At 64.8% G+C, this 21,413-nt stretch carries 20 protein-coding genes; 11 read left to right on the forward strand and 9 right to left on the reverse strand.

Annotation, left to right across the window (positions count from 1 at the left end; translation table 11 throughout):
* Positions 1-9: 9 nt before the first annotated feature.
* Genes ACM1PE_RS05705 through ACM1PE_RS05720 form a run of 4 tightly spaced genes read right to left on the reverse strand, consistent with a single transcriptional unit; the run spans position 10 to position 4,984 of the window.
* Entirely contained in the window at positions 10-1,224 is a 1,215-nt protein-coding gene (locus ACM1PE_RS05705) for an ABC transporter permease (protein WP_419342664.1), read from the reverse strand.
* Positions 1,212-1,901, reverse strand: a complete 690-nt coding sequence (locus ACM1PE_RS05710) for an ABC transporter ATP-binding protein (protein WP_118932234.1) — start codon at positions 1,899-1,901, stop codon at positions 1,212-1,214. Before ACM1PE_RS05710 ends, ACM1PE_RS05705 begins: the two co-directional genes overlap by 13 nt.
* A 1-nt stretch (position 1,902) precedes the next feature.
* A complete protein-coding gene (locus tag ACM1PE_RS05715; protein ID WP_419342665.1) occupies positions 1,903-3,369 on the reverse strand; it encodes an efflux RND transporter periplasmic adaptor subunit in 1,467 nt (488 codons plus the stop codon).
* A gap of 40 nt (positions 3,370-3,409) precedes the next feature.
* A complete protein-coding gene (locus ACM1PE_RS05720; RefSeq protein ID WP_419342666.1) occupies positions 3,410-4,984 on the reverse strand; it encodes a TolC family protein in 1,575 nt (524 codons plus the stop codon).
* 124 nt (positions 4,985-5,108) lie between these two features.
* On the opposite strand from ACM1PE_RS05720, the gene ACM1PE_RS05725 reads away from it, so the two are divergent.
* Complete coding sequence (locus ACM1PE_RS05725) at positions 5,109-5,699, forward strand: hypothetical protein (protein ID WP_419342667.1); 591 nt, start codon at positions 5,109-5,111, stop codon at positions 5,697-5,699.
* A 63-nt stretch (positions 5,700-5,762) separates the two neighbouring features.
* On the opposite strand, the gene ACM1PE_RS05730 is transcribed toward ACM1PE_RS05725, so the two are convergent.
* From ACM1PE_RS05730 to ACM1PE_RS05745, 4 genes are all read right to left on the reverse strand, one after another.
* Positions 5,763-6,203, reverse strand: coding sequence for a flagellar protein FlhE (locus ACM1PE_RS05730; RefSeq protein ID WP_419342668.1), 441 nt, complete (start codon positions 6,201-6,203; stop codon positions 5,763-5,765).
* Between the two features lie 1,064 nt (positions 6,204-7,267).
* A complete protein-coding gene (locus tag ACM1PE_RS05735) occupies positions 7,268-8,545 on the reverse strand; it encodes a TRAP transporter large permease (protein WP_118932239.1) in 1,278 nt (425 codons plus the stop codon).
* Positions 8,546-8,579: 34 nt separating this feature from the next.
* A complete protein-coding gene (locus tag ACM1PE_RS05740) occupies positions 8,580-9,080 on the reverse strand; it encodes a TRAP transporter small permease (RefSeq protein ID WP_059380439.1) in 501 nt (166 codons plus the stop codon).
* A gap of 103 nt (positions 9,081-9,183) precedes the next feature.
* Positions 9,184-10,158: a TRAP transporter substrate-binding protein gene (locus tag ACM1PE_RS05745; protein WP_059380438.1), complete on the reverse strand. Its 975-nt coding sequence runs from the start codon at positions 10,156-10,158 to the stop codon at positions 9,184-9,186.
* Between the two features lie 103 nt (positions 10,159-10,261).
* Between ACM1PE_RS05745 and ACM1PE_RS05750 the strand changes: the two genes are divergently transcribed.
* The 9 genes from ACM1PE_RS05750 to ACM1PE_RS05790 all read left to right on the forward strand — a co-directional run bounded on the left by ACM1PE_RS05750 (position 10,262) and on the right by ACM1PE_RS05790 (position 19,127).
* On the forward strand, positions 10,262-12,793 hold the full coding sequence (locus ACM1PE_RS05750; RefSeq protein ID WP_059380437.1) for an FtsX-like permease family protein: 2,532 nt from the start codon (positions 10,262-10,264) through the stop codon (positions 12,791-12,793).
* Positions 12,793-13,215, forward strand: a complete 423-nt coding sequence (locus ACM1PE_RS05755) for a group II truncated hemoglobin (protein ID WP_059380436.1) — start codon at positions 12,793-12,795, stop codon at positions 13,213-13,215. The genes ACM1PE_RS05750 and ACM1PE_RS05755 overlap by 1 nt, the downstream gene beginning before the upstream one ends.
* Positions 13,205-13,942 carry a 3-deoxy-D-manno-octulosonic acid kinase gene (locus ACM1PE_RS05760; protein WP_118932241.1) on the forward strand — a complete coding sequence of 246 codons (738 nt, stop codon included), beginning with the start codon at positions 13,205-13,207 and terminating at the stop codon, positions 13,940-13,942. Before ACM1PE_RS05755 ends, ACM1PE_RS05760 begins: the two co-directional genes overlap by 11 nt.
* A gap of 144 nt (positions 13,943-14,086) precedes the next feature.
* Positions 14,087-15,190, forward strand: coding sequence for a polyamine ABC transporter substrate-binding protein (locus ACM1PE_RS05765; protein WP_059380435.1), 1,104 nt, complete (start codon positions 14,087-14,089; stop codon positions 15,188-15,190).
* A gap of 6 nt (positions 15,191-15,196) precedes the next feature.
* Positions 15,197-16,324, forward strand: coding sequence for an ABC transporter ATP-binding protein (locus tag ACM1PE_RS05770; protein ID WP_059380434.1), 1,128 nt, complete (start codon positions 15,197-15,199; stop codon positions 16,322-16,324).
* Positions 16,321-17,241, forward strand: coding sequence for an ABC transporter permease subunit (locus ACM1PE_RS05775; protein WP_059380433.1), 921 nt, complete (start codon positions 16,321-16,323; stop codon positions 17,239-17,241). The genes ACM1PE_RS05770 and ACM1PE_RS05775 overlap by 4 nt, the downstream gene beginning before the upstream one ends.
* Complete coding sequence (locus ACM1PE_RS05780; protein ID WP_042792726.1) at positions 17,238-18,047, forward strand: ABC transporter permease subunit; 810 nt, start codon at positions 17,238-17,240, stop codon at positions 18,045-18,047. Before ACM1PE_RS05775 ends, ACM1PE_RS05780 begins: the two co-directional genes overlap by 4 nt.
* Positions 18,044-18,400 carry an arsenate reductase gene (locus ACM1PE_RS05785; protein ID WP_059380432.1) on the forward strand — a complete coding sequence of 119 codons (357 nt, stop codon included), beginning with the start codon at positions 18,044-18,046 and terminating at the stop codon, positions 18,398-18,400. The genes ACM1PE_RS05780 and ACM1PE_RS05785 overlap by 4 nt, the downstream gene beginning before the upstream one ends.
* 13 nt (positions 18,401-18,413) lie before the next feature.
* Positions 18,414-19,127 carry a DNA-3-methyladenine glycosylase gene (locus ACM1PE_RS05790; RefSeq protein ID WP_118932262.1) on the forward strand — a complete coding sequence of 238 codons (714 nt, stop codon included), beginning with the start codon at positions 18,414-18,416 and terminating at the stop codon, positions 19,125-19,127.
* 40 nt (positions 19,128-19,167) lie between these two features.
* On the opposite strand, the gene ACM1PE_RS05795 is transcribed toward ACM1PE_RS05790, so the two are convergent.
* Complete coding sequence (locus ACM1PE_RS05795; RefSeq protein ID WP_059380431.1) at positions 19,168-19,866, reverse strand: PhoP regulatory network YrbL family protein; 699 nt, start codon at positions 19,864-19,866, stop codon at positions 19,168-19,170.
* A gap of 131 nt (positions 19,867-19,997) precedes the next feature.
* Here ACM1PE_RS05795 and rmuC point away from each other — a divergent pair, with 131 nt between their 5' ends.
* Entirely contained in the window at positions 19,998-21,377 is a 1,380-nt protein-coding gene (gene rmuC / locus ACM1PE_RS05800) for a DNA recombination protein RmuC (RefSeq protein WP_419342669.1), read from the forward strand.
* Positions 21,378-21,413 lie beyond the last annotated feature (36 nt).

Here is a 21,413-nt window from a genome sequence, read left to right on the forward strand (position 1 = left end):
GAGCCGGTTTCAGTCGGATCTGAGCGCTTCAATCGGACTCAATTTCGAGGCTACAAAGGCGGGATAGATACCGAAGAACAATCCGGTCAAAAGCGACATGCCGAACCCGAGTAGTGCCGCCAGAGCCGATAGCGTCGGCTCCCAGCCCGTGAACCACGCGTAGAGCACGGAGGCGAGCATGCCGAGCAGGGTGCCTGCTCCGCCTCCCACGAACGAGAGGCTGACCGCCTCCGTGACGATCATTGTCATGATGCCCCACTGGTCGGCGCCGATGGCCATGCGCAGCCCGATCTCGCGGCGTCGTTCGGCGATACCGGCCAGCATGACGTTCATGATGCCAATGCCGCCAACAAGCAGCGAGATGGAGGCCACTCCACCCAACATCCATTTGAACATCTGCCCTTGCTGCCGCATGCCGTCGAGCAGCAGCAGCGCTCCCTGCGCCTGGGCGTTGCTGCCCTTGCGCTGAAGAAACGAGGAGACCTCGGTGAGCGCATGCAGAGGGTCGTGGCCCTCGGCAACGCGAAGCAGGATGTTGGATAGCGCTCCGGTCGCGGAGTTCGCGCGGCGATCCGCCTTGATCGGCAGAATCAGGGCGTTGTCGAGATCGAACGGCAGTAGTGGGTTGCGTGGCGCACTACGCAGGACTCCCACGACCGTATAGCGGTAGTTGTCCATGCGGATCTCATCGCCCAGCGCCAGCTCTGTGCCGCCGCCGACGAGTTGTGTAGCCAGATTCCCTCCGACCACCACCACGGTGTTCAATCCATCCCGGTGGGAAATGAATCGGCCGCGGGCGAGTTCCAGCCGAGCTGCGGTCATCAGGTGTTCCGTGGTGCCAATGGCCGTCGCGTCGAGCAACTTTCCTCCTGTGCCGGTCTTGACTGGCGTCGTCGATAGCGGAGCGGCCAGGGAAACCCCAGCGATACTGTTTGCCATTTCTTGCGCGTCTTCGCTCCTGAGTGGGGGGGCTTTGCGCTGTCCGCCGAGGGCGGGGCTGTCCTGAACGATGATGAGGTCCGTCCCCATCGACTTAAATTGGCGCGCAGCCTCGTCCGAGGTGTTCTCTCCGATGTTCAAGAGCGCCACGACGGCCGCAGCGCCGATGGCTATGCCGACCAGGGACAGAAGGGTGCGCTGCCGAACCGCGACCATATTGTCGATGGCATCCTCGACAATGGCGCGCAAGGAGCCGGTCGCGCGCGGGAGATTCATCCACGCCATGGCGCACTCTCGCGAACGAAGGCCCGCCCGTGACTGACGGCGATTTCCCGCTGACACTTGACGCTGATGGCTGGGTCGTGGGTCACGATGACGACGGCGACGCCGGATTCCCGGCTCAGTTCGCCGAGTAGGCTGAGAATGTCCTGCGCCGCCTTCGGATCAAGGTTGCCGGTGGGTTCATCGGCGAGCACGAGCTGTGGCGCTCCGACTAGGGCCCGCGCGATGGCGACTCGCTGCTTCTGTCCGCCGGATAGCGAGTCCGGCAGGTACTCTGCGCGATCGGCCAACCCGACGCGCTCCAGCCAGCGCTGCGCCCGTCGGCGGCGCTCGGACTTGCCGATGCCGCGGTAGAGCAGGGGAAGGCCGACGTTGTCGAGTGCGCTCATGCGCGGCAGCAGATTGAAGGCTTGGAATACGAATCCGATGTGGCGATTGCGCAGGTCAGCTCGCGTCTTCAAGTCCGCATCATGCACGGGCTTGCCCCGGTAGAGCACGGCGCCGCTATCCGGCGCGTCGAGCAACCCCATGATGTTGAGCAACGTGCTCTTGCCCGACCCCGATGCTCCGACGATGGCGCACATTTCGCCAGCGCCGACCTCGAGGCATACGTCTTGCAGCACAGGCACTGCACCGCTGCCATTGTGGTAGGCCTTGCTGATCCGGTCCAGTTTCAGCATTTCAGTTTCTTGTCTGCACAGGCGACCTGCCGATACGCGCTGGGCCGCCTGGCTCGGGATTCGCGGCGCCTCGGGTTTTTATGCGAAGGTTGCAGGACATTCCGACGCGCAGCCTCCTGCGCTGCTCCTTGCTCAATGCCGGCAGATCGACGCTCACGTCGAACAGGGCGCTGCGGACGCCGTTGCCGCTTTGGATGGCCTGTGCCGAGATACTGGCAAGGTTTCCTAGGAGGGGGGCGATCTCCTGTGAATCGATCCACACTTCCACAGGCATGCCTGTGGCGAGGCCGACGACGTCCGCTTCGTCGACCCGGGCCGACACGCGCAGCTTGCCGGTAAGCGCGACGTTGAACAGCAGCTGACCCTTCGTGATCCGGCTTCCCGCATCAAGTGTTGCCGGCGCTTGTCCAGAGGATGCTGGCGCCTTCGACAGAATGCCGGCACGCGGCGCGGCGATGCGTGCCAGCAGCGCGCTCCTGGCCAAGTCCTCGTGCTTCGCCCTGGCCTGCTCATACTCGATTTTGGCGATCTCCAGGTTGCTCTTGTCGGCTTTGTCCTGGGTGGCTTTCAGGTCATCCGCTGCCGCCGCCAACTGGGCCTTGAAACCGTTGAGCTGTTCCGCCACGATGTCGTACTCGTTCCGGGCGAGAATGCCCTTCTTGACCAGCCCGTCGGTTTCCCGCACTTTGCGCTCAGTTTGCTCGACCTGCTGGCGGGCCACCACGAACGTGCGTCTCGCCCGCGAGACTTCGGCGCCTCTGTCCCAGCGCTCAAGTTCCTGCATGGTCTTGGCGGCCTTGAGCATCGCCACCCTGGCTTCTTGGACGCGTTGGTTCAAGTCGTTTGGGTCCAGTATCAGCAGCAACTGATCTTGCTTGACTTCCGTGTCGAACGAGAAGTGCCTTTCTTTGATGACGCCATCGAAAGGGGCCGAAACGCCGAGCGTTTCGTTGGCCTCGATGGTGCCGATGACGGAAATGTAGGCCGGGGTGGTGGGTGCCATGATTGGCGTCATCGAAGCCGACGCGGCTGCACTCGCTCCAGATGAGGCCGTCGGCGGAGCCGCGCCGGGGCCAAACGTTTTCCCAAGCAGCACAGCGACCAAGAGGGCCGCCGAGCTACCGGCGGCCAGCCTGGGAATTTTGGTGCGCCCCGCGCGCCGCGCTGCGGCTGCGGGTGCGACCGAGGGGAGTGGGGTATCGAGCAGAATCAACCAACGGCCATCAGCTTCGGGGCCGGGAAGCCGTTCGCATTGCACGTACAGCCGTGTGGCGTGATGGTGTCTTTCTCGAGCACTGCCGCCGCGCGGCGGTGTGCCGAACCGTGAGATCAACGTGCTCGCGGACGTTTCGTCAGCGATATCGAGCAATGCCGTAACGGCCGGCTGGCCGATGAGCGATACACTCGGTAGCCGCAGAAGCACCTCCGCCTCGGTGTTGAGTGATTCGATGATGCCGACGGCGCTCACGACTACGAGGCCGACTTGCCGGGCTGACGGCATGGACTCTTCAGTTCTCATAACCATTGGTCTGGATGATGGGGATGCTCCAGACGTCGAGGGTCTTGCCCATGCGTTCGTCCAGTTCGGTGAGCGTGTTCAGGTACGTGATCTGCGCATTGAGGCGGGCGCTCTCGGCATTGCGCAGGTCGTTCTCGAAGGACAGCACCTGGAAGTTCGACGATTGGCCGACCTGTAGCTTTTCCTTCTCCGCCTCAAGCTTCTGCCGGGACAAGTTGCGGGCCTTGATCGAGAGTTCCAGCTGGCGCCATCGGGTTTGGACATTGCGCGTGGCATCGCGGATGCGGTGCTCCACCGTTTGACGCGTTTCAAGCAACTTGAGTTCTTGGGTGTGCAGATCCACGGAGGCGCGCACCTCGGATTGCTTGATGGAGCGGTCCCCTAAGGGGATGGTGAGCTGCAGGCCCGCGTAGCTGCCGTCGGTCCGGGCGCCGGACGCCTGAATGTCCATGGCTCCCAACGACGCGCCGCTGCTCCGGGCCTGGGTTCTGGTGGCCACCAGCGACAAATCCCACAGCTGCTGGTTCTTGGCATAGTCCAGACTGATCTTGGCCCGTTCGACCAGGATTTTCATGGAGAGGTAGTCGGGCTGAAGCGTGAGCGCCGTTTCCAGGGCGCGCGTCGGGTCGGTAGGACGCCAGTCCACGCTGGTTGGAGCGGTCGCGTATAGAGGTGTGCGCGGCTCCAGAGCAAGCAACGCTACAAGGGCCAGCCGGGCCGTGTCGATCTGGTTCTCCGCTTCTTCCAGCGCTACTTCTCGATTCGCGACTTCGGCCTGCGTTTGCAGGATCTCCACCTTGGCCATGCGTCCTGCCGCAATCAGCGCGCGGTTGACCTCGTACAGGTCTTTGTTGCGTGCCAGGGCTGCTTCGGCGATCACCTTCTGTTCCTGGGCGCGCAGGAGCTCGCGGTAGGCGTAGATCACCTGCGCGACGGTTTGGGAGAGCGTTGCCTTGAGTGCTAGTCGGCTGATTTCATCATCGAGGCGCGCGATGCGGACTGATGCCGTGTTCGCATCGATTCCTGCGTTTTTCAGCAGGGGCTGGCTCAGCGTGACCGATGTAGACGAAGGTGTGCCCGCGGTGCTCCTGCCCTGGACATTGGCGATAGATACGGTCGCCCCGGTCGGCAAGGTGAGCGATGCGTTGGTGTTCAGGTCTTTCGCGTTGCTGGAGGTACCGTTGACTTTGCTCGTCAATGCGGACGTGGTGAGCAGCAGTTTTGGGTAGAACTTCCCTTCGCTGACGTAGAGGTCGAATTTCTGGCTGATGCGCTGGACGTAGGCGCTTTTCACCAACCTGTTGTCCCTCACCGCCAGCGCGATGGCTTCTTCCAGCGGAAACGCGAACGCACTTTGCCGCTGTTTGGCTTGGTACTCGGAATAAAGAACATCCGCACCGAACGCGGCGTCGCACGTCAAAAGAAGCAATCCGGTCAGCGCGGCCGTGAGGTAACGCCGAGGGTTCAGTGGCTTGCTCTGAGAACGCGTGTGCGTAGGATGGAAAAAGTCAGAAAAGTCCCATTTTTCGCTCACTTTTTGGACTAAAGGCTCGCGATCCTTCAATCTAGCATCAGGCGATAAGTTAAGACGCTGTTCTATCAACGTAGCTTTCCGTGGCGTAGGCGCCAAGAAGATTAGGAAAAAATACTTCAAGGCTCGCCACTTTCTGTATTGATTGGAGATGTGAATGAATATTCAGTCTGGCTTTAGCGTTCTTTCGTTCCAAGGCGCAGATCGAGTGGGCTTTTCGAAGCTGAGTTCCACTACGACGAAATCAACGCCGGTGGACGTGGCGGGGTTTCAGGGACTCTTTCAGGGATTCAATTCTTCGACCACACAAGTGGGCATTTCCGATGCGGCTCGAAAGCGCTCGAGCCAGGAGGGAGCCGCGACGCAGGGCCGCACGGCGATTCAGGAAAAGTGGTTGAATTCCGCAGCTTCCGACCCGCAATACGCTGAACAGTTCGCGTATGACATGGTGAACATACCCAGCACGATCTGGTACGACATACGCGACCAGCTTGCACCGGGAAGAGGGGGGGAGCCGCTGAATAAGCTCTCTTCCGGGCGCATCATTGACGAAACCTTCAAGGAGAATTTTTCCAAGGAGGCTGCCGTGATCGACGCGCAGCGCAAGGCGATATACGACTCCGAGAAGGCAAAGGGTACTCCTGCGGCTCAGATTCTTGCCAAGCTCTTTGACCATACGAACTCGCAATCCGAAGACTACCTTGAGGCTAGTGGCTGGCTCACACCGGCGGGCCGAAAGGCCGCGTAGTTGCAGATTCATCATTCACGGCGAGCCGGGGTGAGACCCATTGCCCGCTCGCCGATTACCGGATCAGTCGTCGTACATCACCGACACGTTGGCGGTGCCATCACCCATCAGGGGTGACATCGTGCCATTGCCACCGACGCGTGCATGGAAGCGGACCGGCGTGTTGGCCTTGACGCCTTTGCCTTTGAAGCTGACCGAGCCCGAGCCCCTGGAGGTCACGTCAGTGCAGTTGGTGCCGTTGTTGTCGCACAGCAGCACTTGAAAGCCGGTCGGGCGCGGAAAGCGATAGCCGTAGCTGTAGTACACCGTGGTGATGGTTGCAGTGCTCGGAGGGCTCCCGACCACGGGCGGTGCCACGGTGTACCAGTGGTTCTTGCTGTAGATGGTCGGCATGACCGCGGAACTCGAGTAGGCGCCCGCGGCCATGGCGTTCTGGGCGAGCGCCGCGAGTGTCAGGGAGGCGACAGCCAGCAGTGCTGGCGCAGCACGTTTCTTGAATCTCATAAGACGACTCCAGTGCTTGATACTGAGTTGATGGAACAGGTGTGAGCAGATCTGGACGAATCTCTCCCGCAACCCGGCCATGTCAATTCGTGAACTCTTTCTCGTGCGAAAGATGACTTGGCGAATGCAGGCTATCTGATAGACATCAGCTGCACATCTCCAAAAAAGACTAGGTGCATGACCGGCGACGCCGTGAGTCGGGGTTTCAGAGCGGCTAACACGGGCTTCGTCAGAGCTTTCTGCAGAACAGTTTTGCTTACTGCCCAATGGCACGACGACCCGCCAGTTAGCAAAGAGCTTTGGTGACAGCTACGCGAGCTGACGACTGAGAGCGCAAGCTCCGGCCGGAATGCACTTTGTCGCGTTGGTCCGAGCAGACCTGGAAGGCGTTGGACGGGGCGTCGCTCTCAGTGCCACGCGGGCAATATCGTCGCCGAATCGATCACGAGGCTGGGTCTGAGGGCCACTCCGGCCAAGGCGCGGCGCTGAGTCGACGAGCTGCTGGAACTGGTGAGCCTGTCCACCAACGACGGCGCATCTCGGTCTTCAAGCGCCAAGACGGAGTTGGCCAAGAATCGTCATTTCAACTTCGCCGCCGGATGGGTGGCGCGCGCGAACGGATCTTGATGCGTAAACGGCTGCTCGCCGCGCGCCACCCATCACCGCCCACCCACCAGATGCCGGTGCCATTAGCAAACAGCTCTCCGCATTCGCGCAAGCGCAGACAGCCCCGACGCCCACCAACACGTGTGCTGCTTGCGGCCGCCCGCGCGGCCGCAAGCAGCGGGCGACGCAAGACTCGCCACCAACCACAGCTCTAGCAGCGCAACAGGCCAAGAATCCGGTAGCTCGCCGGCGCGGGCGCCATGGGGGTGAGCAACCTCGATGCGCCCGAGGGAATCTGAAGGGAAGGCCGAAGGCCTGGACGAAGATGACGACGGGGCAGTCCGGAGCGAAGGCTCCGGACCGCAATCGTGGGCGCTCGCCCCCATGGCGCCCGCGCCGGCGAGCGGCCTACGAAGAGCCTCTGACGCCCGCCACCACTACAGAACCTGCAAACAGACTTACTTCGCGTAGACCAGATCCCGCAATCCCAGCGACAACCCCGGCCAATAAGTAATGATCATCAGGCAAACAATCACCACCCCCACAAACGGAATCAACGGCTTGATCAACCTCTCCAACGGCAACTTCGCCACCGCGCAAGCCGCGAAGAGATTCACCCCGAATGGCGGCGTAATCATCCCGAGCGCCAGGTTCACCACCATGATGATCCCGAAGTGCACCGGCTCCACGCCGAACTTCAGCGCCACCGGCAGCAGCAAGGGCGCCAGTACCACGATGGAGGCCGAGGTTTCGATGAACATGCCGATTATGAACAGCGCCGCGTTCACGCCCATCAGGAAGGTGAACTTGGTGTCGAAGATCTGCGCCAGCCACACGCCCAGCGCGTCCGGAATGCCCGCGCGATTGAGCAGGAAGCTGAAGATGCCGGCGTTGGCGATCACGAACATGATCACCGCCGTCGATACCACCGACTTGTGCAGCGTGGCGGACAGCTGCTTGAAGCTCAGGCGGCGGTAGATGAACTTGCCCACCACCACGGCGTACATTACGGCCACCACCGACGCTTCGGTCGGCGTGAAGATGCCGCCGTAGATGCCGCCCAGGATGATGACCGGCATCATCAGCGCCAGCCAGGCGTTCTTGAACGCGGGCCACAGCGGCAGGCGGCCTTCGCCGTCGCGCTTGCCCAGGTTGTTGCGCTTGGCGTAGAACCAGACGTAGAACATCAGCGCCACGCCGATCAGGATGCCAGGCATGACGCCGGCGATGAACAGTTCGCCGGTCGAGGTGTCGGTGGACACCGCGAACAGGATCATCGGGATGGACGGCGGGATGATCACGCCCAGTTCCGCCGCGCTGGCCTGCAATGAGGCGGCGAAGGGCGCCGGGTAACCGTGCCGGATCATGGCGGGAATCAGGATCGCGCCCACCGCGAAGGTGGTGGCCACGCTGGAGCCGGCCACGGCGGCGAAGATCATGCAGGTCAACACGCAGGTGCAGGCCAGGCCGCCCTGGATGCCGCCCACCACGCTCTTGGCGAACTCCACCATGCGTTCGGAGATGCCGCCCGCTTCCATCAGGTTGCCGGCCAGGATGAAGAAGGGAATGGCGACCAGCGGGTACTTGTCCAGCGCGGCGAAGAGTTGCTGCGCCACCACCACCCAGGGCAGGCCGGCAGCGCCGACTCCCGCCAGGCTGGCCAGGCCGATCGACACGGCGACCGGCACGGACAGCCCGAAGAAAATCAGCATCGAGACAATCATTAATTGGGACATGGCGATATCTGCTGCGTATGTTCGATGGGGGGGCTCAGCCTTGCGCGTCGTTGCGCACCGGCACCTCGTCTTCCTCGCCGGCGCACCAGCGGGCCAGCACGGCGATGGCGGCGAGGGTGGCGCCCACGGGGATGGCCAGGTAGATCCAGGAAATCGAAATGTCCAGGCTCGGCACGGTCTGGAAGCGCACGCGGTAGGTCATGTTGCCGCCGATCCAGGCCAGAAAGCCGAGGAATCCGGCGCAGATCAGGCCGATCACCGCTTCGAGCACGCGGCGGCGCGTGCCGCCCAGCAGGTTGCGCAGCAGCTCCACGCTGATCATGGCGCCGTGACGGAAGGCCAGGGCCACGCCCAGCAGCACGGTCCAGATCAGGAGGGCGCGGGTCAGCACCTCGCTCCAGTCGGCGGGGGAGTGCAGCACGAAGCGTGCGATGACTTGGTAGAAGGCGGCGGCTGCGGCGGCCACCAGCAGCAATTGGGCAAGGACCGAGACCAGTTTGAACAGGCCGCGGTCGAAGGCGCAGAGCAAACGCATGATGAATCCCGTTGGCGTTGTACGCAAAGGATGGGAACGAAAGCGGCGGGACCGGGATCCCGCCGCCAGGGGCGATTCGCCCCGGATCGGGGCGGGGGCCCGCTTACTTGGTGTCGCGGATCGCGTCGATCAGCTTCTTGTCGAACTTCTTGTAGTACTCGGGGTAGGCGGGCTCGACGGCGGCGGCGAAGGCAGCGCGGTCCACTTCGGACACCTGCATGCCTTCCTTCTTCAGCTGTTCGACACCCGTCTTCTCGATGTTGTCCACGTAGGCGCGCATGGCCTGGGCGGATTCCTTGCCGGCCTTGTCGAAGTTGGCCTTGTCCGCGGCCGACAGGCCCTCGTACACGTTGGCCGACATCAGCACCAGGGCCGGGCCATAGACGTGGCCGGTCAAGGACAGGTACTTCTGCATCTGCGACAGCTTGGCGGAGGTGATCACCGACAGCGGGTTTTCCTGGCCGTCGATGGTGCCTTGCTGCAGGGCGGTGGCGACTTCAGGCCAGGCCATGGGGGTCGGCAGGATGCCGATCTGGCGGAAGGCGGTGATGTGGATCGGGTTTTCCGTGGTGCGGATCTTCAGGCCCTTGGCGTCGGCCGGAGTCTTGACCGGGCGGACGTTGTTGGTCAGGTGGCGAAAGCCCTGTTCGCCCCAGGCCAGGGCGATGATGCCGCGGCTGGGGAACTTTGCCAGCATATCTTGTCCGATCTTGCTGTCGAGCACGTTGCGGGCGTGCGGCAAGTCGCGCAGCAGGAAGGGGATGTCGAAGACACCCGTTTCAGGCACGAAGTTCAGCGTGGCGCCGGTGGACACGATGGCCAGGTCGATGGTGCCGATCTGCAGGCCTTCGATCACTTCGCGTTCGCCGCCCAGCGCGCTGTTGGCGAATTGCTGTACTTTGTATTTCCCGCCGGTGGACGCTTCGATGGACTTGGCCAGCGCGTCGGCGCCAGCGCCGTAGTGCGAGGACGTGGACAGCGCGTAGGCCATCTTCAGAGTGTTCTGCGCCACGGCGGGCAGGGCGGTTGCGGCCGTGCAGGCGGCCAGAATCGTGGCGGCAAGCCAGGATTTACGCATCGTCTTCTCCAGGTTTTGAGTATCTTTATGGGTGGCTTCGCCTCCCGCCCCGGGATGATATCGGGATTCGGCCCCGATCTAGGCCGTTGGTTAACATTGTGGAATGATGGATTTCCCTGATACGTCACGGGCCAGGCGCCCAGGTTTTTGGTCCACCTTGCGCCAGGGCGCCAGGATGATGATGCGCGACGCCCGCGCCGGGGAACTGCGGCTGCTGGTGCTGGCGCTGGTCGTGGCGGTGGCCGCGGTGACCAGCGTCGGCTTCCTGGCGGACCGGGTCGGCCGGGCGCTGGAGCGCGACGCCGGGCAGATGCTGGGCGCCGACCTGGTGCTGGACGCCGACGAGCCGGTGCCTGCCGCCTTCATGGACCAGGCCCGCGAACGCGGGCTGGCCGTGTCCAGCACCTGGCAGTTCCCGTCCATGGTCGGGGCCGGCGACGGCGCCCAGCTGGCCGCGCTGAAAGCGGTGGAGCCGGGCTATCCGCTGCGCGGCGCCCTGCGCGTGGCGGGCGCGCCGTTCGAACCCGACGCCCCGACGCGCGACATTCCGCCCGAAGGGGCGGTCTGGGTGGACGCCCAATTGCTGTCCCTGCTGAACCTGAAGGTGGGCGGTACGCTCAACGTGGGCGACGCCCATCTGCGGGTGGACCGCGTCATCACCTATGAGCCGGACCGCGGCATGCAATTCGTCAACGTGGCGCCGCGGGTGCTGCTGCGCGCCAGCGATCTGCCCGCCACCGGCCTGATCGCGCCGGGCAGCCGCATCGGCTACGCCATGCTCGTTGCGGGCCAGCCCGACGCCGTGGCCGGCTACGCGACGTGGCTCAAGCAGAACCTGAAGCGCGGCCAGAAGGTTGCCACCCTGGAGTCCGGCCGGCCCGAAGTGCGCCGCACGCTGGACCGGGCGCAGCGCTTCCTGTCCCTGGTCGCGCTGCTGGCGGTGCTGATATCGGCCGTGGCAGTGGCCCTGGCCGCCGGCCGCTACATGACGCGCCACCGTGACGGCATCGCCGTCATGCGCTGCCTGGGGGCGGTGCAGTCGCAAGTGTCGCGCATGCTGACGCTGGAATTCACCCTGGTCGGCCTGTTCTCGTCGGCCGCGGGCTGCCTGCTGGGTTATGCGGTGCACCAGGTGCTGGTGATGCTGCTGGGTTCGCTGATCGATACCAGCCTGCCCGCGCCTTCGGCCATCCCGGCCTTGCAGGGGCTGCTGACCGGCCTCTTGCTGTTGCTGGGTTTCGCCCTGCCGGCGCTGGCCCAGCTGCGCCATGTGCCGCCGGCCCGGGTGCTGCGCCGCGACGCCGACGCGCTCAGCGCGCGCAGCGCCCTGGGCTATGTGCTGGGGGCCGCGGGCTTCGCGCTGCTGATCTGGTGGTTTGCCGGCGACGCCAAGCTGGGCGGCGTGGTGGCGGGCGGCTTTTTAGGAGCCTTCGCCGTATTCGCGCTGGTGGCCTGGCTCTGCATCCTGGGCCTGGCGAGGGTGCGCCGGCTGGCTGCCGGCCTGCCGGCGCTGCGTTTCGCGCTGGCTGGCGTGGTGCGCCGGCGCGCCGCCACCATCACCCAGGTGTGCGCCCTGGCGGTGGGCCTGATGGCGCTGCTGTTGCTGACCATGACGCGCACCGATCTGATCCAGGGTTGGCAGCGGACCCTGCCGCCGGATGCGCCCAACCGTTTCCTCATCAACGTGCAGCCGGACCAGCGCCAGGCCGTGACCGACGCGCTTACCCGCGAAGGCCTGGGCCGCGTCACGCTGGCGCCGATGGTGCGCGGGCGGCTGATTGCCATCAACGGCAAGCCCGTGGGGCCGGACGACTACGAGGAGCCCCGCGCCAAGCGACTGGTGGACCGCGAGTTCAACCTGTCCTATGGCGATGAATTGCCGTCCTCCAACCGCATCGAGCAGGGCCGCTGGCTGGAACCCGACGCGGCCGAGGTGTCGCTGGAGTCGGGCCTGGCCAAGACGCTGGGCCTGGCGCTGGGCGACAAGATGACCTTCGACGTGGCGGGCCAGCAGGTCGAAGTGGCCGTCACCAGCACCCGCCGGGTCGATTGGGATACGATGCGCGTCAATTTTTTCGCCATCCTGACGCCCGCCGCGTTGGCCGACATGCCCCAGAGCTGGATCACTTCGTTCTATCTGCCGCCCGAAAAGGCCTCGGTCCTGCCCGCGCTGGTGCGCGAGTTCCCGAACCTGACGGTGTTCGACGTGGGCGCCATCCTGCAGCAGCTGCAGTCCGTGCTGAACGAGGTGGGCAAGGCCGTGCAGCTACTGTTCCTGTTCACCCTGGCCGCCGGCGTGCTGGTGCTGTCCGCGGCGCTGACGGCCACACGCGACGAGCGCATGCGCGAAGCCGCGGTGCTGCGTGCGCTGGGCGCAACCCGCAGCCAGCTTGCGCGCTCCCAGCGCATCGAGCTGTGGGCCGTGGGCGGCCTGGCGGGCTTGCTGGCGGCGGCGGGCGCCACCGCGATCGCTTGGGCTTTGTCAACGCAGGTATTTGATTTCACGATTACTCTCAGCCTCTGGCCCTGGCTGGCGGGCATCGCCGCGGGCATGCTGGGCGCATGGGCCGGCGGCGCCCTGGCCCTGCGCGGCGTGTTGCGCACCCCGCCCCTGGTCACCCTACGAGAAACCTGATGCCGACGCGCGTCCATACGATTACCGAACCCGTGGAAAACTCCAGCAGCATTTTTGACCTACTTGGCGGCGAGCCGGGCGTGCGCGCCCTGGTGGACCGCTTTTATGACCTCATGGACATGGAGCCCGACCTGAAGGAGCTGCGGGCCGCCCATGGCCCCAGCCTGGACCAGGCGCGCGACAAGCTGTTCTGGTTTCTTTGCGGCTACTTCGGCGGTCCGGACCACTATATAGAACGTTTCGGCCATCCGCGGCTGCGCGCCAGGCACCTGCCGTTCTCGATCGGCGAGGTCGAGCGCGACCAGTGGGTCATCTGCATCGGCCGGGCCATGGAAGACCAGGGGATCGAACCGGCCCTGGTCGAACGCCTGCTGCAGTCCTTCTACGGCGTGGCCGACTGGATGCGCAACCGTGAAGGCTGAAGGCGATTCCCGATCCGGCGAACGGCGCCTGGCCTGGTCCGGCCCCCTGGGCGGCGCCATGCTGAGCGATCCCTCGCGGCTGGCCGAGGCCGGCCCGGACCTGTTCAACCCGGCGCACTACGGCGACCGGGCGCGGCCGGTGGATGCCGGCGGGCGCCAGGCGGCGTGGTTCGTGCAGGGGGCGGGCTGGCAGGGCGTGCTGCGCCGCTACCGCCGCGGCGGAATGATCGCGCGCATCAGCCGCGACGCCTATCTCTGGAATGGCGAGGCCCGCACCCGCAGCTTCCGCGAATACCGCCTGCTGGCCGCCATGCGCGCCCAAGGCCTGGCGGTGCCTGCACCGCTGGCCGCCGCCTACTGGCGGCAAGGCCCGATCTACCGCGCCGCCATCGTGGTCGAGCGCATCCCCGGCGTGCGGCCGCTGGCCCACATGCTGGCCGAGCCGGTCTGGCAGGCGGCGGCCGAGGCCATCGTGCGCATGCACCGGGCCGGCGTCTGGCATGCCGACCTCAATGCCTTCAACATCCTGGTGGGGGGCGACGGCCGCGTCTGGCTGATCGATTTCGATCGCGGCACGCAAGGTTCCCTGTCGGACCGCCAGCGCGAGGCCAACCTGGAACGCCTGCGCCGTTCGCTGCGCAAGGTGGCTGGGGAAGAGGGCGAGCGCTTCTGGCTGCGCCTGCGCGACAGCTACTGGACGGCCTGGGGCGTGGGAATCCAGCCCTGATCCGGGCGGCGGCGGCCAATTGCCTCCATCGGGCCCAAATCGCGCCAATTACCCGGCAAAGTTGGGCAGGTGATCGCTAAAAAGCTTTATCATTTCGCCTTTTGGTACTCCTGTCACATACGGCATAACGCAAGGGGGCTGGTGATGAAACTACGGGCGGGTATGCGCTTGGCGCTTGGAACGATGCTGGTCATGGCGGCCTCGTCGGCGGCGGTGGCGCAGAACAAGGTCGTCAACGTCTACAACTGGGCTGAATACACGGCTCCGGACACGATTCCCGGTTTTGAAAAGGAAACCGGCATCAAGGTCCGCTATGACGTCTACGACAGCAACGACACCCTGCAGGCCAAGCTGTTGGCCGGCAAGTCGGGTTACGACGTCGTTGTCCCGTCCACGCATTACGCCTCGCGCCAGATCGAAGCCGGCCTGTTCCAGAAGCTGGACAAGTCCAAGATCCCGAACTGGAAGTACCTGGATCCCGAAATCATGGCGCTGGTCGCCACCGTCGATCCCGGCAACGAATACGCCATTCCCTGGGGCTACGGCACCAACGGCCTGGGCTACAACGTCACCAAGGTCAAGCAGATCATGGGCGACGGCGTGGATCTGGCCAACTGGGACATGATCTTCAAGCCCGAGAACGCCGCCAAGCTGAAAGAGTGCGGCATCTCCATGCTGGACGAAGCCGCCCAGGTGTTCCCTGCCGTGCTCAAGTACCTGGGCAAGGACCCCAACAGCACCAACGCGGACGACTACAAGGCCGCGCTGGACGTGCTGATGAAGATCCGCCCGTACATCCGCCAGTTCAGCTCGTCGGGCTATATCGACGAGCTGGCCGTGGGCGACCTGTGCATGGTCTACGGCTTTTCCGGCGACGTGATGATCGCCCGCAAGCGCGCCCAGGACGCCAAGAAGTCCTATGAAGTGAACTACTTCATTCCGAAGGGCGGCGCGCCCGCGTGGTTCGACCTGATGGTCATCCCCAAGGATGCGCCGCATCCCGAAGAGGCGCTGGCCTTCATCAACTACATCGAAACGCCCAAGGTGCACGCGGCCATCACCAACACCATGTTCTACCCCAACGCCAACAAAGAGGCGCGGCAGTACGTGGTCAAGGACGTGGCCGACAACCCCATGATCTACCCGCCGGCGGACGTCTCCAAGACCCTGTATGTGATCAAGGCGCTGCCCTTGAACATCCAACGCCTGCAAAACCGGATGTGGTCCGAGCTGAAGTCTGGAAGATAAGTCATCATGAGCGATAGCCGTTACTCGGCGCAGCATTCGGCCGATCCGGACGAGTTCGTCCGGATCTCCGATGTCGTAAAGATCTTCGGCGATGTGGTCGCCGTCCGTTCCGTCAATCTCTCGGTCAAGCGCAACGAGATCTTCGCCCTGCTCGGCAGTTCGGGCAGCGGCAAGTCCACCTTGCTGCGCATGCTGGCGGGCTTCGAGGAAGCCACCTCGGGCCAGATCTTCCTGGATGGCGAGGACATCACGCACGTGCCGCCGTACCGCCGGCCCGTGAACATGATGTTCCAGTCCTACGCGCTGTTCCCGCACATGACGGTCGAGGCCAACGTGGCCTTCGGCCTGAAGCAGGAAGGCGTGGATCGGGCCGAGATCCACGACCGCGTGTTCGAAGCCCTGGACCTGGTCCAGATGGCCGGCTATTCGCGCCGCAAGCCCAACCAGCTGTCGGGCGGCCAGCAGCAGCGCGTGGCGCTGGCGCGCAGCCTGGTCAAGCGGCCCAAGCTGCTGCTGCTGGACGAGCCCATGTCCGCGTTGGACAAGCAGATCCGCCAGAAGACCCAGATCGAACTCGTGAAGATCCTGGAGCAGGTCGGCGTGACCTGCATCATGGTCACGCACGACCAGGAAGAAGCCATGACCATGGCCCATCGCCTGGCCGTCATGACCGAAGGCCAGATCGTCCAATGCGGCACGCCGCAGGACGTCTACGCCTTCCCGAATTCCCGCTTCGTCGCCAGCTTCATCGGTTCGACCAACATGTTCACCGGCACCATCGTGGTCGATGAACCCGACCATGTCGCCATCGAGTGCGGCGAGCTGACCCGTCCGCTCTTCGTCAACCACGGCGTGAGCGAACCGCTCGGCATGGAAGTGCACGTCTCCATCCGCCCTGAACGGTTGGTGGTGTCGCGCGAGCAGCCCGAAGCCGAGTACAACTGGGCCCACGGCATGGTCAGCCACATGGCCTGGATGGGCAGCTACGCGCTCTATCAGATCCGCCTGGATTCCGGCAAGACGGTCGAGGCCAGCGTGCCCAGCCAGCTGCTGGCCGCGATGGACGCGCCCGGCATCGACGAAGAGATCTTCGTCAGCTGGGACGCCGACAGCGCCACGGTGCTGGCGTCATGATCCGCTTTTCGCCCCGCGACTGGTTGCCGTCGGGCCGGGCGTTGGCGGTGGTGCCGCCGTTCGCCTGGCTGGTGCTGTTCCTGCTGGTGCCGTTCCTGCTGGTCCTGAAGATCAGTTTCGCCGAGCTGAAGTTCGGCATTCCGCCGTATACGTCGCTGGCGGAATTCAAGGACGAGGCGGTGCAGTTCAGCCTGCATCTGCGCGGCTACATCCTGCTGTTCACGGACAGCCTGTACTTCGCCACGTATCTGAATTCGGTGAAGATTGCCGCCATCACCACGCTCTTCTGCGTGCTGATCGGCTATCCCATCGCCTACTACATCGCGCGTTCGTCGCCGGCGGTGCGCAACCTGCTGCTCCTGGGCGTGATCCTGCCGTTCTGGACCTCGCTGCTGCTGCGCGTATACGCCTGGGTCGGCATCCTGCGCAACGACGGGTTGCTCAACAACCTGCTGCAGAGCCTGGGCATCATTTCCAGTCCGCTGGAAATCTACCGCACCGACGTCGCCGTCTACATCGGCATGGTTTACGCCTACCTGCCGTTCTTCATCCTGCCGCTGTATGCCACGCTGGTGAAGATGGACCTGCGCCTGCTCGAAGCCGCCTACGACCTGGGCGCCAAGCCCTGGCAGGCGTTCTGGCAGATCACCGTGCCGCTGTCGCGCCAGGGCGTGATCGCGGGCGCCATGCTGGTGTTCATCCCGGCGGTGGGCGAGTACGTGATCCCCGAAATGCTGGGCGGCGCCAACACGCTCATGATGGGCCGCGTGATGTGGAATGAATTCTTCAACAACGCCGACTGGCCCATGGCCTCGGCCGTGACCTGCGTGATGGTGCTGTTGCTGCTGGTGCCCCTGGTGTATTTCCAATACAACCAGGTCAAGCAGCAGGAACAGGCGAGCGGAGGCCGCAAATGAACGGGCCCAACAAGACTTTGCGCGCCGTCGTGCTGGGGCTGGGGTACTTCTTCCTGTACGTGCCCATCATCAGCCTGATGGTGTTCTCGTTCAACGAGTCGCCCACCGTCACGTCCTGGACCGGCTTCTCGTTCCGCTGGTATCACTCGCTGTTCAACGACGACGCGCTGCTGCGCGCGGCCTGGCTGTCGTTCCGCATCGCCGCCATGACCGCCACCGCCGCCGTCATCATCGGCACCTGGGCCGGCTATGTGCTGGGCCGCATGGGGCGCTTCCGCGGCTTCGCCCTGTATGTGGGCATGCTGAGCGCGCCGCTGGTCATCCCCGAAGTGGTGCTGGGCATCTCGCTCCTGCTGATGTTCGTGGAACTGCGCGGCAGCCTGGGCTGGCCCGCCGAAAACGGCATCTTCACGATCTGGGTCGGCCACGTGACCCTGTGCATGGCCTTCGTCGCGGTCGTCATCCAGACCCGCATCCGCGACCTGGACCGCTCGCTGGAAGAGGCCGCACTGGACCTGGGCGCCACGCCCATGACCGTGTTCTTCAAGATCACGCTGCCGCTGATCGCGCCGGCGCTGGCCTCGGCCTGGCTGCTGTCCTTCACCCTGTCGCTGGACGACGTGGTGCTGGCTTCGTTCCTGTCCGGCCCCAGCTCCAGCACGCTGCCCATGGAAGTTTTCTCGCGCGTGCGCCTGGGCTTGAAACCCGAAATCAATGCGCTGGCGACGCTCTTCATCCTGGCGGTCGGCACTTGCGTGATCCTGGCCAACCGCATGCAATGGCGCAAGGAGTCCGAACCCAAATGAAGCAAACCACCCTGTACGGCCTGACGAAGTGCAGCACCTGCGTCAAGGCGCGCGACTGGCTGACCGCGCATGGCGTTGCCCATGCGTTCGTGGACTACCGCGACAATCCGGTGCCGGCCGCCACGCTGAAGTCCTGGGCTGACCAGGTCGGCGGCTGGGAAAAGCTGGTCAACCGCACGTCCATGACCTGGCGCAACCTGCCGGAAGAGCGCAAGACGGCGCACACCGATGCGCAGTGGAGCCAGTTGATCGCCGAGTATCCGGCGCTGGTGCGCCGCCCGGTTACGGTCACGCCCGATGGCGAGGTGAGCGTTGGCTTCAGCGAAAAGCGCTACGGCGAACGTTTCGCCTGAGGTCCAGGCCGGCCTGGCGCCGGGCGCGCCCGGCCGGGCCTTGCCCGACGCCTTCTTCGACCGCGACGCCGCGCAGCTGGCGCGCGAGTTGCCGGGCAAGGTGATCCGCCACCGCGTGGGCGACCTGTGGCTGTCGGCCCGCATCATCGAGACCGAGGCCTATTACCTGGAAGAGAAGGGCAGCCATGCGTCGCTGGGCTACACCCACAAGCGGCGCGCCCTGTTCATGGACGGCGGCACGGTCTACATGTATTACGCCCGCGGCGGGGATTCGCTGAACTTCAGCGCCGGCGGGCCGGGCAACGCCGTGCTGATCAAATCCGCCTATCCCTGGACGGACGCGCTGTCCGGTCCGCAGGCGCTGGCCCGCATGCTGCAGTTGAACCCGGATGCACAGGGGCGGCCGCGGCCGGTCTCGGGCCTGTGCGCCGGCCAGACGCTGCTGTGCCGGGCGTTGGGCCTGAAGGTGCCGGACTGGGATGCACGCGGTTTCGACCCGCAGGCGCTGTACGTGGAGGATGTGGGCGAGTCGCCCGAGGCCCTGATCTGCACCACGCGCCTGGGCATTCCGCTAGGGCGGGACGAACACCTGCACTACCGTTTTGTGGATCCTGCTTATGCGGCCTTCTGCACGCGCAATCCCTTGCGCCGCGGACAGCGCGCCGGCCACGACTACGTATGGGTAGACCGCCAGGGCGTGGTGTTGCCGCAGGCGCCGCAGGCGTAGCCGACCAGCCCGCGCCCCGGCCGCGCTTGCGTAAGGCGCCTCAGAACCCGCCAATGGCGATGCGTTCGGCCAGGGCCGCGCGCATGCGCGTGTACTTGCGGTGGATGCGCCGGCTGTTCAGGCGCTTGCTCCAGGCATAGATCGGAATCAGGGGCAGCCCGCCGAAGCCGTCGATCAGGTACAGGCCTTGCTTGCCGTCGGCATTCAGGCCACAGGCGATGTTGCTGGCGGAGATGTCGTGCAGGACCACGTGGGCATCGGCCAAGTCCTGGAAGAATTCGTCCAGCTGCGCGCTGAGGGCGTCGTCCAGCTTGCCCTGCTTGGCCAGATCCGTCACGGTGGGAGCAATATTGCCGTTGGTATCGCAGATTTTCTCGACGACCAGCCCCAAGCCCAGCGTGGTTTGGGCCACGCCGAGTATGCGCGCCATGGGTACCTGCCAGACGCCCGAGGGGCGGGTGGTGGTGGTGACGTACTCGGAAATTTCGGCCAGGTAGACGCGGTACGCGCTTTCACGCTGGTACTGCTTGTACCAGCGCTTGAACGGGCGCGATTCCAGGTACACCGCGCGGGCGCGCATATCCATGACCTTGACGAGCAAGGACGGCATGTTGGGGTGCTGGAATATGTGCCTGTCGTGCCCCGAGGCGAGCGGCGTGGCGGCGTTCAGGTCCAGCGGGCCGAAGACGGACTGGAATGAAGCCGCGGCGAGACAGGGGATGGGATCTGGGGGGGTCAAGGGGGAGCAAACCTGTTTGAATGCCCCAAAGTTTAATCCCTTGTTTCCGTTTTACTTGCCCGGCAGCGGTCGATCCTAGCGGGATTCACCCTGAACGACGGGGGCCGCATCCTACAATCCCGGCTTTGGAGATGCATCTTTTGAACGACATACATCTGCTTTGGATCGCCGCAGGCGGCGCCGTTCTGGCCTTTCTGGCGGCGTTGCTGGCCTGGCTGCGCCCGCCCGCGCAGGACGCCCGGCTCGATGCGCTGCTGGAAAGCCTGGAACGCACCGAGCGCGCGCTGCGCTCCGACATCGCTGAAGGCCAGCGCGGCCTGCGCAGCGAATTCGCGGACTCCACGCGCGCCCTGCGGGTGGAGCTGTCGCAGTCGCATGGCGACCTGCGCGCCGGCTTGTCGCGCGATGCCCAGGCCGCGCGCGCCGAGTCGGCGGAATCCCTGACGCGCTTTGCAGCGGGCTTCTCCGAGCAACTGCAAGGCCTCATCCAGATCAACGAGCGGCGCCTGATGGAAGTGCGCGCCACGGTGGATCAGCGGCTGCAATCGTTGCAAACCGACAACAGCGCCAAGCTCGACGAAATGCGCCGCACCGTGGATGAAAAACTCCACGCCACGCTGGAGCAGCGCCTGGGCGAGTCCTTCAAGCTGGTGTCGGACCGCCTGGAGGCCGTGCACAAGGGCCTGGGGGAAATGCAGGCGCTGGCGGCGGGCGTGGGCGACCTGAAGCGGGTGCTGACCAACGTGAAGTCGCGCGGCACCTGGGGCGAGGTGCAGCTGGCCAGGCTGATCGAGGACAACATGACGCCGGACCAGTACGCCAGCAACATCAAGCCCGTGCCGGGCAGCGATGCGGTGGTGGAGTTCGCCATCCGCCTGCCGGGGCGCGGCGATGGCGGCGAACCCGTCTGGCTGCCGATCGACGCCAAGTTCCCCAAGGAAGAGTACGAGCGCCTCATGGACGCGCAGGAAGCCGCCGACATCGAAGGCGTGAAGAACGCCGGTGCCGCGCTGGGCCGGGCCGTCGAGCTGCAGGCGCGCCTGATCGCAGGCAAGTACGTCGCGCCGCCGCACACCACCGACTTCGCCATCATGTTCCTGCCCACCGAAAGCCTGTACGCCGAGGTGCTGCGCCGCCCGGGCCTGCTGGACAAGCTGCATGACCTGCGCGTCAACGTGGCCGGTCCCAGCAACCTGGCGGCGCTGCTGAACAGCCTGCAGATGGGGTTCCGCACGCTGGCGATCGAACAGCGCTCGTCCGAGGTCTGGCAGGTGCTGCGCGCGGTCAAGACGGAGTTCGGCAAGTTCGGCGAATCCCTGGCCAGCGTCAAGAGGACGCTGGACACCGCCAGCAACAAGATCGGGCAGACGGAAGTGCGCACCCGCGCCATGCTCAAGAACCTGAAGGCCGTCGAGGCGCTCCCCGAAGCCGACGCCCGGCTGCTGCTGGGCGCGGCGGACGAGGGCGGCCCCGGGGATGACGACGAAGACCAGGCTGCGGGCCAGAACTGATCCGGCCGCGGCGGCATCGCAGGGGCGTGAGCTTGT

It is taken from the genome of Achromobacter sp. PD1 (assembly GCF_048541815.1).
GTDB classification, from domain to species: domain Bacteria; phylum Pseudomonadota; class Gammaproteobacteria; order Burkholderiales; family Burkholderiaceae_B; genus Achromobacter; species Achromobacter bronchisepticus_A.

Coding starts and splice junctions, on each gene's coding strand:
- ACM1PE_RS05730 (WP_419342668.1), bottom strand. CDS start 6,203: ATGAGATTCAAGAAACGTGCTGCGCCAGCACTGCTGGCTGTCGCCTCC.
- ACM1PE_RS05785 (WP_059380432.1), top strand. CDS start 18,044: ATGAAGCAAACCACCCTGTACGGCCTGACGAAGTGCAGCACCTGCGTC.
- ACM1PE_RS05765 (WP_059380435.1), top strand. CDS start 14,087: ATGAAACTACGGGCGGGTATGCGCTTGGCGCTTGGAACGATGCTGGTC.
- ACM1PE_RS05755 (WP_059380436.1), top strand. CDS start 12,793: ATGCCGACGCGCGTCCATACGATTACCGAACCCGTGGAAAACTCCAGC.
- ACM1PE_RS05750 (WP_059380437.1), top strand. CDS start 10,262: ATGATGGATTTCCCTGATACGTCACGGGCCAGGCGCCCAGGTTTTTGG.
- ACM1PE_RS05770 (WP_059380434.1), top strand. CDS start 15,197: ATGAGCGATAGCCGTTACTCGGCGCAGCATTCGGCCGATCCGGACGAG.
- rmuC (WP_419342669.1), top strand. CDS start 19,998: ATGCATCTTTTGAACGACATACATCTGCTTTGGATCGCCGCAGGCGGC.
- ACM1PE_RS05740 (WP_059380439.1), bottom strand. CDS start 9,080: ATGCGTTTGCTCTGCGCCTTCGACCGCGGCCTGTTCAAACTGGTCTCG.
- ACM1PE_RS05705 (WP_419342664.1), bottom strand. CDS start 1,224: ATGGCGTGGATGAATCTCCCGCGCGCGACCGGCTCCTTGCGCGCCATT.
- ACM1PE_RS05735 (WP_118932239.1), bottom strand. CDS start 8,545: ATGTCCCAATTAATGATTGTCTCGATGCTGATTTTCTTCGGGCTGTCC.
- ACM1PE_RS05745 (WP_059380438.1), bottom strand. CDS start 10,158: ATGCGTAAATCCTGGCTTGCCGCCACGATTCTGGCCGCCTGCACGGCC.
- ACM1PE_RS05780 (WP_042792726.1), top strand. CDS start 17,238: ATGAACGGGCCCAACAAGACTTTGCGCGCCGTCGTGCTGGGGCTGGGG.
- ACM1PE_RS05710 (WP_118932234.1), bottom strand. CDS start 1,901: ATGCTGAAACTGGACCGGATCAGCAAGGCCTACCACAATGGCAGCGGT.
- ACM1PE_RS05725 (WP_419342667.1), top strand. CDS start 5,109: ATGAATATTCAGTCTGGCTTTAGCGTTCTTTCGTTCCAAGGCGCAGAT.
- ACM1PE_RS05775 (WP_059380433.1), top strand. CDS start 16,321: ATGATCCGCTTTTCGCCCCGCGACTGGTTGCCGTCGGGCCGGGCGTTG.